The sequence below is a fragment of the Marinomonas spartinae genome (assembly GCF_016461715.1).
Classification (GTDB): Bacteria; Pseudomonadota; Gammaproteobacteria; order Pseudomonadales; family Marinomonadaceae; genus Marinomonas; species Marinomonas spartinae_A.
The window spans coordinates 14,875-27,762 of record NZ_JAEMUI010000008.1 but is presented as its reverse complement, the minus strand read 5'-3'; the positions used below and the strand labels follow the sequence as shown (position 1 = coordinate 27,762).

Sequence of the window (12,888 nt, the reverse complement as noted above, 5' to 3'; positions counted from 1 at the left end):
AGTCGATACTAAGTTACTGACTGGCCTCTATGGCGTCGCTTAAACAAGCATTGAAATCATCCATTGGGAAATCCGATGTCACCATCGCATTCCCGAATTTCTCTAATAATACTAAACGCAAACTACCGTCTAAAACCTTTTTGTCCAAGGCCATGTGAGAAACAAAATGGTCACGAGTCATTTCCTTTGGCGGCAACACGGGCAGCTTTGCAGCACGGAACAAGTTTACAGTTCGGCTGAGATCCTGCTCGGTGATGTTCCCCATACGCCAAGACAAATCGGCGGCTAAGACACAGCCTGCTGCCACCGCTTCCCCATGCAACCAATGACCGTATCCCATTTGCGTTTCAATGGCATGCCCAAAGGTATGTCCGAGATTTAGGATCGCTCTAATTCCCCCTTCCCTTTCGTCTTGCGTCACCACATTGGCCTTCGCTGCACAGGAACGATAAATGGCTTCGGTTATTTTAACCGCATCTAACGACATTAAAGCGTCAATTTCTGCTTCTAACCAGTCAAAAAATGCGGCATCACAGATCAATCCATATTTAATGACTTCTGACATACCAGCGGACAACTCTCGCGGAGGCAAGGTTTCCAAGGTCTGTATGTCAATAATCACCGCTTGAGGCTGATAAAAAGCCCCTATCATATTTTTGCCCAACGGATGGTTCACACCGGTTTTCCCGCCCACAGACGAATCCACTTGAGAGAGCAGCGTGGTGGGCACTTGAATAAAAGGCACCCCTCGTTGATAGGTCGCTGCAGCAAAACCCGCCATGTCGCCAACGACGCCACCACCTAAGGCAATGACGGTAGTGGTACGGTTATGTTTGGCTTCCAACAAAGCCGTCATAATGCGGGCGTAGGTCTCTAGGTTTTTATAGGCCTCGCCATCAGGTAACACACAGGTATCCACTTGATAGTCTGGCGACAACAAATCAACCAACGCATCTAAGTAAAGTGGGGCGATCGTCTCATTCGTGACCACCATCACCTGCTTGCCATGAATGGCCGCATCAAAAAGCGCCTTTTGCTGACGAATACCATGGCCTATGTAAATAGGGTAACGGCGATCACCCAGTTCAACGGTTAACGTTTGCATTGAAAAATGTCTTCTCCGTTTTTAAATGACGTTTAATAGCATCTAACGCTTTATTAGCGACTGATTTTGGATGACGAGAGTCAGTTTCTACAATCACATTCGCCACCTCGCGATACAAAGGGTCTCGTACTTGAAACAGTTTTTTCAGTGTGGCTTTCGGATCACCATTTTGTAAAAGCGGTCGATGATTACTTTTGGAAGTACGATATAATTGTTGGGCGACAGAAGCATAGAGATAAACCACCAGCGCATTACTGTCACGCAGAAGCTTACGATTTTCATCTCGCATGACAATGCCCCCACCCGTCGCGAGCACGATACGCTCATCTTGATGGTTGAGCATATGAGCCAGTGTGCAGGTTTCACGCTTACGAAACCCCTCTTCACCTTCTTTATCGAAAATCCATGGGATGTCAGCCCCAGCATTTTCTTCTATGACTTTATCAGAGTCATAGAACTCTCTGGCCAGGGACTGGGAAAGCAAACGACCTATAGTCGTTTTTCCGGCACCCATTGGGCCGACTAAAATAATATTGGGGACGTTTATCATTGTATTCAATTACATCGGAATTAGCTGATTCAGGCTATCGCCTAGTTAACTGACATTTGTAGCAGCTTTGGTGTAATAAATACAAGCAATTCAACCTTTTCTTCTTGTTCTGAGTGTTTTTTAAAAAGCGCTCCCAGATAAGGAATGTCTCCTAGCAAAGGAACTTGACTGTTGGTTGTGAACTTTTCTTTACGGAAAATCCCGCCTAAAACCAAGGTTTCCTGATCTTTCACAACCACTTGTGTTTTTACAATATTGGTTTTGATACTCGGTACGCCATTCACCAGATCTCCGACAGAATCTTGATGGATGGTGAGCTGCAAAGAGATACGATTTTTTTCTTTCACATAAGGCGTCACCTCTAACACCAACGCCGCCTGACGAAATTCAACCTTCACGTTATCGTCATCTACCGTCTGATAAGGCACTTCGGTGCCTGATTCAATACGCGCCTTTTCCCCCTCCGACGCCACCACTTTAGGCTTAGACAATACTTTTGCCAGCCCTTCACTCTCTAACATGTCCAACGTAAAAGACAATAATCCCAGCCCATTGTGATTGGCAAAAGACAACTGACTTGTCGGAGCCAAGGCCCCTAAATCCACCGCTCCGCCCGCAGAAGTCCGTACGCTATCAGCTAGGTTCGCCTGCCAATTCACCCCAAACTGCGATTGAGCCGAGGTACTCACTTGTGCAATGCGAGCACTGATCTCGATTTGTCTTAGCGGCACATCCAGCCAAGCAAGTGTTTTCGTCAGCCCGCTCACCTCGTTACACGAATAAGTAATGATAGAGTTAGTTCTGTCATCCACCACAATAGACATTTTGGGGTACAGGGTTTTAAGCTGCTTACCCACTTCTTTGGCTTTAGCATTGCGCAACATCCAGAAAGATCGCTGACAAGAATGAGTACTTGCTGTGGTCGCTTGGGACGTTGCGGCAGGCATCAGTACCGCCACGCCATTTTGCCATTGTAGCGAGATATCAGGTTCTTTAGACACGGCATTAATCACGTCTTTCCACGTGGCATTTTTGATTGAGAGGGTGAGTACATCATCAATCTTGGGGCTGATCACCAAACTTTTATTCATTTTAGCCGCCAGCCAAGGCAATACTTCCTGAATAGGACGCGACTCAAAAAACACATCCATCGCCTGCAAAGGCGAAAAACAATACATCCCCATCAACAATAGGAAGACACACTTATTCATGAGCGCCTCCTTTTGGATAAAGACGTAAAGCTGCCACAGTCCCTGCTCGCGATATAAGACGCACTTGCTTTGACGAGATAGACGCCACAGAAGCGCCTAACTCGGGTAACCAGCTGCCTTCCGTCACCCAAAGAGTATGATGGTAAGCGTCTTTCAGCAGCGCCGAGGCCTTACCCTGTTGCCGCATAATGGATACCAACTGCCAATTCGTTGTCTTGACTGGACGCTCCCCGACACGCACTGGCAGCCAATTTTGGTAGGTGGCATTAGCTCGTGCAGGGACAACGTCAAATTGTAGGCGGCCTTTCCATCGTCCATCATTTTGCAACCACCAACGAACCGACTGCAGACGTAGGGATACCTGTTTCTGCGCCGTTTCTTGCAACGTCTGCCAATCCACCAAGGATGCTGTTCCGGTTAATTGCCAATGAGCCTGATGAGTTGCCAGCATAACCTGCAAGCGAGTCTGAAAAAGGGTCTTATTAATCCATGCATGATGACGTAATTGTTGAATCTGCCGCTGCCATTGTTTTTTAGCATAGGCATCTTGGAGAACCCGCTGTTCTGCGCGATTCACCTGATCAAGCCTTGATTTAATCGGTGAATACCATACGGCAAATTGTAATAACACCAGAAGGCTCAATAGTGGCCAACTGGGGGTAGGTAAGGACAGAGTGTTAGCCCGATGAAATCGAGATACCCACATTGATAACCTCCTTGTTACCTCTTTTACTCATACCTCTGACTTCGACCAAAGAGTGCCCTTCCTCTTGTACATTGAACTGCCAATCAGGAAACTCCGTTTGCCAACGCGCCAATAATGATGTCATCTCTTCCATAGATAGACTCAATGCGATAAAGGCTTTATTGTCGTAACTCTTCAGCGCGGATAAACGCACCTGCTCAGGTAAAGCACGAACCGCTGCTAATACTTTCGTCAGCAAAGGCGAGGGAGAATCATACAGCGAGATGTCATGAATCACTTGGTGATGCTCGCCCGCAAAATGCTCAAATTCCTTATTTAAATAATAATCATACAGCAGTAATCCCACGTTTAAGATCACACAAACCACAAAAAACGCCAACCATACGGTTCGATGTCGATGACCAATATCTCGGTCCGGCTCAAACGGCAATAACGCCTGTTGTTGTAAACGAAACCGGCCAAATGGCAACGACTGATAAGCATTCCAATGGGATAAAGGCACCACACAACAGCGAATACCAACTGCTTTAAACGGGCGACATACTTGCTCTACTAAATTTTGGTGGCAAGATAGTACAGCGAGGTGAGAGCCCCGTCGGCGACGGGAGACCTGATAATGAAACCACAGTGTTTCGGGTGGTGTGAAATGTTGTTCTGCCGCGCAAGCCAGTGCCGCCAACGAAGCCAACTCCCTTGGCACTTTATACTCTATGTCCTGCTCTGTTCTCGACAACCATTCATCAGGCAAGACAATAAAGCTAAATGCTTTGTTTTTGTAGCTCTCCGGGTCAACCTGCGCTTGCAGTTCGGCCAGGTTGCTCTCTCTTGGTAGAGGACCAGAGAAGTCTAATTGAGAAAAATCATGAACAGGAATATGCTCAATATCATAAAAACGACATGATGTGGCGCTATAAAAAACCACACAATCGGGGCTAATCGGCTTCATTATTCATCCTTGACGTATGCAGCTCGTTATTTACTAGGTATCCTACCAAATACTAGCAAGATAACACGATTTGCTGCAAAGTTAAGCACCTACATTGTGATGAAGTTCGCTATAATGGCGCTTTTTTAATCCATCTGTATCGGATCTGTATGTTGAAAGCACTCAAAATCTTCCTATATTTAACGATCTTTGGCATCGTCAGTGGCGCCATTGCAACCTTTATAGTCTATGAACATGTCAAAGATCGCATCCCCACTGTGGCAGAACTCAAAGACATTCAATTACAAATCCCATTAAGGATCTACACGGCGGATCACAAATTAATTGGCGAGTTTGGCGAACAACGTCGAACCCCCATCACCTATGCACAGCTACCGCCAGGATTAGAGCACGCCATTTTGTCGGCGGAAGACAGTAATTTCTATCATCACCCTGGGGTAGACATCATGGGCTTGGGACGCGCCGCTATGCAGTTGATTACCACAGGACAAATTCAAGGTGGTGGCAGTACCATCACCATGCAGGTCGCCCGTAACTATTTCTTATCTTTCAAACAAACTTTTACGCGCAAATTTACCGAAATCTTTATTTCCTTAAAAATGGAGCGCGAGCTGACCAAGCACGATATCCTGACCCTTTACGTCAATAAAATTTATCTGGGTAATCGCGCATATGGCTTCCAAGCCGCCTCTCAGGTTTACTACAACAAACCCTTAAAAGACTTAGACATTGCCCAATATGCCATGTTGGCGGGGCTACCCAAGGCACCATCCAGTTTTAACCCGGTAGCGAACCCTTCTCGTGCCCTTATTCGTCGCAACTGGATTTTGCAGCGCATGTTGTCTTTGGGATACATCACCAAAGATCAGTATCAAACGGCGGTAGAAGCACCGATTACCGCGAAAGACCACGGCATCACACCGCAAGTGGATGCAGGCTATGTGGCTGAAATGGTACGCTCAGAACTGCACGATACCTATAAAGACGACCTCTATACGGCAGGCCTCACTGTCTACACCACCATTGATTCCAAAAAACAGAAGGATGCAAATGAAGCGGTCTACGACGGTGTTCTGGCCTACGATACTCGCCATGGCTATCGCGGAGTACTCGATAAAAAGCCGGACTTATTGCAAGATACTCAAGCCGAGCAGATAAAAGCGCTTAACAGCTATTCTGGCTTACAGAAATGGCGAACTGCTCTGGTGCTTTCCACAACGGATCAAACAGCCAACCTGTTATTGTCTGATGGCACCACCTACACCCTACCATGGGATGGCATGAGCTGGGCAAAACCTTATATTGACGAAAACTCGCAAGGTCCAGCCCCCACTAAAACGACGGATATTATGCAAGCGGGTGATATTATCCGCGTCAGACCCGACCAAAACCAAGGCTGGCTGTTAGCGCAAATCCCCAAACTACAAAGTGCCCTAGTCTCTTTACGCAGCAAAGATGGCGCAATACAAGCCTTGGTTGGCGGGTTTAACTACTACGAAAGTAAATATAACCGTGTCACGCAATCCAAGCGTCAACCAGGTTCTAACTTCAAGCCTTTCATCTACTCCAGCGCCCTGAGCCACGGTTATACCGCCGCGACGACGATCAACGATGCCCCTGTGGTATTTAGTGATACAGGGCTAGCCAAAGCCTGGCGGCCAACCAATGACGGCGGTAAGTTCTATGGTCCAACACGTCTAAGACCCGCCTTATATCGTTCCCAGAACATCGTATCGGTGCGTCTATTGGATGATCTAGGTATTCCACCCACATTGAAATTTTTACGCCGTTTTGGGTTCAATCCAGACGAGTTACCCCACAACCTTTCGCTAGCACTGGGGACCGCTAACCTATCGCCATTGCAAATTGCGACGGGGTATGCCGTATTCTCTAATGGTGGCTATCAGGTCAAACCTTATTTGATTGACCACATCACTGATCGTAACAACAAAGTCATTTTTCAAGCCAACCCTGTCACCGTATGCGATAGCTGTACGCTGCTAGACAAGTCCTCCGATGGCGATCAACAAATGGGCTTATTTAACACACCAGAAGGCGTTCGCAGTCTTCCTGTCGCGCCACAGGTTCTGGACCCAAGTGTCGATTACATCATGTATAGCATTATGCGAGACGTTATTAAACTCGGTACGGGACGTCGTGCTCGTGTATTGGATCGCCCCGATCTTGCAGGTAAAACCGGTACCACCAACGATGGTAAAGATGCTTGGTTCTCCGGCTTTAATGGCAAAATCGTTGCAACAGTCTGGAGTGGCTTTGATAACTCAACCAGTTTGGGGACAGACACCAATGGCTATCAAGAATGGGGGGGATCGGTTTCCTTACCGACTTGGATCGATTATATGCGTCCCGCCTTGGAAGGCACTCCACCTGCTTATATCTATAAGCCTTCCTCATTGGTTACCGTTCGAATTGATCCAAAAACCGGACAACGGGCCTTACCAGGCCAGAAAAATGCCATCTTCGAGATCTTCCGTAAAGATCACGTGCCGCCGCGACGCACTCAAAGCAGTTTGGGGTCGGACAACGGCCAAGATAATGATGCCCAGCAAGAAAAACAAACCGATAACGCACTGGAAAATCTCTTCTAGGCAACCTGTTATTAGGCTGGGGTTAAGACATCTGTTCTACAGAAAAAACCAAGCTCATGGCTTGGTTTTTTTGTCTGTAGTGTTGGTGATACGTGGTGCTTAAGCACACTGAGCCTAGACAGACTCAAGCCCACTTTTGCGCGGGGGCTTGGTATGTTTCAAACGCCGCTAATAAATCTTCGGGGGTTTGGGCGCGTATTAGCATGTCTACATAAGGGGCTTTGACAAAACCGGCTTCAAACATACGATCAACCATCGTAAATAAGGGATCATAAAAGCCTTCAATATTGTAAAAGGCACAAGGCTTTTCATGAAGACCAATCTGCGCCCAGGTCCAGACTTCAAAAATCTCTTCTAAGGTACCAATGCCACCCGGTAACGCCACAAAGGCATCGGCCAATTCCGCCATTTTGGCCTTACGCTCATGCATGTCTTCAACCACGTATAAATCGGTCAAATTGGGGTGAGCAATCTCTTTGTCTTCAAGATGTTTAGTAATCACACCAATGACGTTACCGCCTGCGGCGATCATTGCATCAGCCATCTCACCCATTAATCCAACTTTTCCGCCACCGTACACCACTTCAATGTCTTTCTCAGCAAAATAGGTGGCCAGTGCCTTCACACCTGCAACGAAATTAGGATTGTTTCCTTTCGCAGAACCACAATAAATCGCAACTTTCATATCCATCCTCATTCTGTTGATGTTCTATTGAGTATCTTTTTTATTATGTTCCTAAGTATCAGAAACAAAAAAGACGATGCTTATCAACATCGCCTTTTTATTGTGTCAATCGCCTTGTTATGACACACAAGACGACCCATTCAGTTTACACGCCAAACTGGTCTAGATTCTGCAGCGGGTAAAAATCAGGGTAAGGTAAAGTAGCCACTCCCGATTCAATTGCCGCTTTCGCAACCGCATCAGACACAACCGTTAGCAAACGTGTATCCATTGGTTTTGGCAAAATATATTCTTTACCAAAACTCAATGCCGCACCACCATAAGCGGCCACAACATCCGCTGGCGCTTCTTCTTTGGCCAGATTTTTAAGTGCGTGAACGGCGGCGATTTTCATCTCTTCATTAATCTTGGTAGCACGAACATCTAACGCACCACGGAAGATAAAGGGGAAGCCCAATACATTGTTTACCTGATTTGGGTAATCAGAACGACCCGTCGCCATGATCAAGTCATCACGAGTCGCACGGGCAAGGTCTGGATTAATTTCAGGATCAGGGTTAGAACAAGCAAAGACAATTGGATTTGGTGCCATCTTAGCCAATTGCTCGCCAGTTAAAAGGTCTGGCCCCGAGACACCAATGAACACATCGGCGCCATCGATTGCATCGTCCAATGTACGCTTGTCTGTCTCATTAGCAAACATCGCTTTAAACTGGTTCAAGTCATCGCGACCAGAATGGATCACACCCTTACGATCAAGCACAAAGATGTTCTCAATTTGCGCGCCACACGCAATGATCAGCTTCATACAAGCCGTGGCAGCCGCACCAGCACCAAGACAGACAATTTTTGCCGTTTCGATGTCTTTGCCTTGCAGCTCAAGGGCATTCAATAAACCAGCGGCGGTAACAATTGCCGTACCATGTTGGTCATCGTGAAAAACGGGAATAGAACAACGCTCAATCAACTGACGTTCGATTTCGAAGCACTCAGGGGCTTTGATATCTTCTAAATTGATACCACCGTAGGTATTCGCAATACGCGCTACCGTGTCGATGAAGGCTTGTGGACTTTCTGATTCAACTTCCACATCAACAGAGTTTACGCCAGCAAAGCGCTTGAATAAAACGCCCTTACCTTCCATAACAGGTTTACTTGCTAATGGACCGATATTGCCAAGGCCAAGAACCGCCGTGCCATCCGAAATGACAGCCACAAGATTGCCCTTACCTGTATAGCGATACGCGGCTTCTGGATCTTTGGCGATTTCACGACACGGCTCAGCCACACCTGGGCTGTAAGCCAAGGATAAATCGCGAGCGGTTGCAGTGGGTTTGGTAATAGTGACGCTTAGCTTTCCAGGTACTGGATGTTCATGGTACTCCAGCGCAGCTTTTTTTAGATCTTCTGCCATTTTGATGTTTCCGTCTATTATTTGGTGTTTTATTAAAGAATACAAATTGGGCCTTAATTTTGACGACGACACGTCAAAAGGTGACACCTTATTATTATAATCACAGAACAGCCTATCACATCTCTCATTCAGGCATACCCAAATCCTGTAAATCATTTGGGTATTTGACCGACAAAACCCAAGATTTATAGCGTGATGAGCGACTTTTTCTATGATGTTGCCAACCACGGACTTCGACGTTATGCCCTTTTAAAAAGTAGACTTTCTGAGCAGGCCAATAGTCCTCAGAACTGAGGGGTAAATGAATAACCAGATCATGATCTGTCGCCAACCACCAGCCACCTCGGTTCTTTGTGATGGACGAGATCACTACCTGTGATACAACAAAACCGCTATGCGGTCGCCACGCCAGTGATTGCGTCCAAACACCGAGCCCCGCCTTTCGAGCGGTTTGCTCTGCTTGAATAAAACAAGATTGATAAGCCACATTAGGTGGTATCGCAATACGATATCCAAGCCCTTTCGATAGTAACTGACTTGATAATGAAATACGATCTTTATCGAAAACGTAGAAAAGATATCGTCCGTAATGATCACGGGGGTCTTTCCCTGCCTGCAAGTAGACATAATTGCCCACCAAAGCGCGTAATGTCTGGGTCGCCGCCACGGCATAGGGCTCATGGTGGCCTTTTTTATGGTCTAACTCTGGGGTATTAATTCCAATAAAACGCACTCGTCTACCATCGCTCAGATACAGGGTATCTCCATCGACTATGCGTTTCACTTTGGCGCGCTCAAGCGGGCCTTTAGCGTGACATAAGGCATTATCTGCGAGTGTTTTGGCAAACCCAGTAGTGCAAAATACAAACAAAAAAAGCGCCAAGATAACTTGACGCTTTTTCTGGAAAAACACGTTTATTCGACCAATTACTTAGTTGAACGACGCGCTCCGAAACGCTTCTTAAAGCGATCAACACGACCACCAGTGTCCAACATTTTCTGTTGGCCAGTGTAGAAAGGGTGGCATTGGCTACATACGTCGATGTGCATGTCTTTGCCAGCAGTCGAATTAAGAGTCAATGTGTTACCACAAGTACAAGTTGCAGTAATGGTTGCATAATTTGGGTGGATATCTTTTTTCATTGCGTTTACCTCAAGTTTGGTGTGCCGCCACTTAGTCTAATAATTAGCTTTCGCCGCCTACAAATGGGCTTTCGCCTAGCCAAGCACCGCACGATTCGTTGTACAGACATTGTACAGTGGTTCCAAGAGCTGCGTATTTTAGGGATCAATTGACTAATCAGCAACCTTTTTATAACGCTTTACCAATAAAATTCTCTCTCGCCCCCACTAGCCAGAGTAACGTACACTAGAGAGACTAGGATCCATTAGATGTATTTTTCAATATAAGGTTACGAATCCAAGCATGCAAGAGGCACTTCTTACTCCTTACCCATACGTGCAAGTGGCGCTACCCGTGCCCATGCGTACGCTATTTGACTATAAAATCCCTAAGGCCATGGCATTACGTCACGCCTTACAGGCCGGTATGCGAGTGAAAGTCCCTTTTGGCAAAGGCAGTCGTCTCGGCGTCATCGTTTCCTTTAGTCATACCAGCGAATGGGACGAAAACCAGTTAAAATCCCTTACCTCCCTACAAGATGAAGCCCCGGTTATACCAAGTGAACTCATGGCCTTATGTGAGTGGGCAGCACGTTATTACCACCACCCCATCGGTGACGTTATTTTTCATGCTCTGCCCGTTTCTTTGCGAAAAGGCGAAAACGCTGAATTTCGAACGGAAAACTGGTGGTTTGTGACAGAGACAGGTCGCACAATCGACATTGAATTACTCAGCCGAGCCCCCCGCCAGCAAGACTTCTTAAAAGCCGTACAACAACACCCAAATGGCATGAGTCAAAACGCCATCACCTTACTTGGTCTCATGCCAAATGCTGGCAAGTCTCTTGAACAGAAAGGCTTGATACGACGCGAACAACGTTCTTTCAATACAGCAGGCGAAAAGCACTCTCACCAAACACAAGTTCCTCCTGTGCTGAATCGTGAGCAAACCATGGCCATGGAAGAAATACTTGATATGAAAAATCGCTTTGGTGTGGCATTGCTAGATGGCATCACTGGCAGCGGCAAAACTGAAGTGTTCTTACGCGTTATGGAGAAACTGATCGCCGAGGATAAACAAGTCCTCGTTATGGTGCCTGAAATCGGTTTGACACCACAAACCTTTAAGCGCTTTGAAAATCGCCTCAATACCAATATTGTGCTGATGCATTCCAACATGACGGATCGAGAGCGTCTAGATGCCTGGCTGTTATCCTCAAGTGGTCACGCCAAGGTTATTATCGGCACCCGCTCAGCCGCCTTTGTGCCCGCCGCCAATCTTGGCATGATTATCATAGACGAAGAGCACGATGCCTCTTACAAACAACATGAAGGTTTTCGTTATCACGCACGGGACTTGGCCATCAAACGCGCCCAGAATCTAAGCATTCCAGTACTGTTGGCGTCGGCAACACCTTCCTTTGAAAGCCTCGCCAATGCCATACAAAAGCGTTTTACTTGGCTAAAGCTACGTCAGCGGGCTGGCAACGCCCATATTCCAGAAATGGAGCGTGTGGATTTACGCGGCCAAACGCTGGTTCACGGTTTTAGCGAGCAGGCTCTGCAAGCCATGAAGCGCTGTTTAGATCAACGTGAACAAGTGCTGATTTTTTTAAATCGCCGTGGCTATGCCCCAACGCTCATGTGTCACGATTGTGGCTGGATCGCCAGTTGTGATCACTGTGATGTCAACCTTACCGTGCACAAACGCGCCAATAAACTCCATTGCCATCATTGTGATGCACAAAAGGCGCTGCTTCATACTTGTCCAGAATGCCAATCAACTGAGCTTTTCACGGTGGGCGAAGGGACAGAGCAAATCGAGACGCAATTAAGCCCCTTATTCAAGGACGTACCGATTTTGCGCATAGACCGAGACAGCACCCAACGCAAATCGGCGATGACGCAACTAACACAAAAAATCCATGAGCACGACCAAGCCATCTTAATCGGCACCCAGATGCTCGCCAAAGGTCATCATTTTCCCAATGTGACCCTAGTCATCGTTATGGACGCCGACGCGGGATTATTTTCAGCGGATTTTCGCGGCATGGAACGAACGGCTCAGCTCATTACCCAAGTAGCAGGAAGGGCAGGACGTGCGAAAAAGCCAGGTCATGTGTTACTGCAAACCTATCATCCTGACCACACCGCCATCGAGTGCCTGTGTACATTGGGTTATGAGCAGTTTGCGTTGAATGGCCTATCAGAACGTAAAGCGCTCTCTCTGCCACCTTTCTATCATCAGGTCTTGATTCGAGCCGAATCCGGCAATGAACAAGAAGCCATGCAACTCCTGACCAATATGCGCTTAGAACTTGAGCCCCATTTCCCTCCAGATATTGCTATGGTTGGCCCTTATACCGCCATTATTGTTCGTAAAGCAGGCCAGCATCGCGCCCTGCTATCGCTCAAATCGGCCCAACGCGCCCCGCTCCATCAAGTGACCGCCATGATGACCGCATGGCTTGAGCATGCCACTCGCCAACAGCATAAGGTTCGCTACGCGGTCGATGTGGACCCACTGGAAACCTATTAGA

11 protein-coding genes are annotated in these 12,888 nt (G+C 47.1%); 2 read left to right on the top strand and 9 right to left on the bottom strand.

Annotation, left to right across the window (positions count from 1 at the left end):
• Positions 1–13: 13 nt before the first annotated feature.
• Genes aroB through JHD45_RS09325 form a run of 5 tightly spaced genes read right to left on the bottom strand, consistent with a single transcriptional unit; the run spans position 14 to position 4,518 of the window.
• Positions 14–1,105, bottom strand: coding sequence for a 3-dehydroquinate synthase (gene aroB, locus JHD45_RS09345; protein ID WP_199476249.1), 1,092 nt, complete (start codon positions 1,103–1,105; stop codon positions 14–16).
• Positions 1,086–1,655: a shikimate kinase gene (locus JHD45_RS09340; RefSeq protein ID WP_199476248.1), complete on the bottom strand. Its 570-nt coding sequence runs from the start codon at positions 1,653–1,655 to the stop codon at positions 1,086–1,088. Before JHD45_RS09340 ends, aroB begins: the two co-directional genes overlap by 20 nt.
• A 41-nt stretch (positions 1,656–1,696) precedes the next feature.
• Positions 1,697–2,866, bottom strand: coding sequence for a type II and III secretion system protein (locus JHD45_RS09335; RefSeq protein WP_199476247.1), 1,170 nt, complete (start codon positions 2,864–2,866; stop codon positions 1,697–1,699).
• A complete protein-coding gene (locus JHD45_RS09330; RefSeq protein ID WP_199476246.1) occupies positions 2,859–3,572 on the bottom strand; it encodes a hypothetical protein in 714 nt (237 codons plus the stop codon). Before JHD45_RS09330 ends, JHD45_RS09335 begins: the two co-directional genes overlap by 8 nt.
• Positions 3,544–4,518, bottom strand: a complete 975-nt coding sequence (locus JHD45_RS09325; RefSeq protein ID WP_199476245.1) for a hypothetical protein — start codon at positions 4,516–4,518, stop codon at positions 3,544–3,546. The genes JHD45_RS09330 and JHD45_RS09325 overlap by 29 nt, the downstream gene beginning before the upstream one ends.
• A 149-nt stretch (positions 4,519–4,667) precedes the next feature.
• Between JHD45_RS09325 and JHD45_RS09320 the strand changes: the two genes are divergently transcribed.
• Positions 4,668–7,127: a penicillin-binding protein 1A gene (locus tag JHD45_RS09320; protein ID WP_199476244.1), complete on the top strand. Its 2,460-nt coding sequence runs from the start codon at positions 4,668–4,670 to the stop codon at positions 7,125–7,127.
• 124 nt (positions 7,128–7,251) lie between these two features.
• Here the strand turns inward: JHD45_RS09320 and JHD45_RS09315 are convergent, their stop codons facing one another.
• The 4 genes from JHD45_RS09315 to rpmE all read right to left on the bottom strand — a co-directional run bounded on the left by JHD45_RS09315 (position 7,252) and on the right by rpmE (position 10,369).
• Entirely contained in the window at positions 7,252–7,812 is a 561-nt protein-coding gene (locus JHD45_RS09315; RefSeq protein WP_199476243.1) for a TIGR00730 family Rossman fold protein, read from the bottom strand.
• A gap of 145 nt (positions 7,813–7,957) precedes the next feature.
• Positions 7,958–9,226: a malic enzyme-like NAD(P)-binding protein gene (locus tag JHD45_RS09310; protein WP_199476242.1), complete on the bottom strand. Its 1,269-nt coding sequence runs from the start codon at positions 9,224–9,226 to the stop codon at positions 7,958–7,960.
• A 124-nt stretch (positions 9,227–9,350) separates the two neighbouring features.
• Positions 9,351–10,097: a thermonuclease family protein gene (locus JHD45_RS09305; protein WP_233407735.1), complete on the bottom strand. Its 747-nt coding sequence runs from the start codon at positions 10,095–10,097 to the stop codon at positions 9,351–9,353.
• A 56-nt stretch (positions 10,098–10,153) separates the two neighbouring features.
• Positions 10,154–10,369, bottom strand: coding sequence for a 50S ribosomal protein L31 (rpmE, locus tag JHD45_RS09300; RefSeq protein WP_083201018.1), 216 nt, complete (start codon positions 10,367–10,369; stop codon positions 10,154–10,156).
• A gap of 283 nt (positions 10,370–10,652) precedes the next feature.
• Between rpmE and JHD45_RS09295 the strand changes: the two genes are divergently transcribed.
• A complete protein-coding gene (locus JHD45_RS09295) occupies positions 10,653–12,887 on the top strand; it encodes a primosomal protein N' (RefSeq protein WP_199476241.1) in 2,235 nt (744 codons plus the stop codon).
• Position 12,888 lies beyond the last annotated feature (1 nt).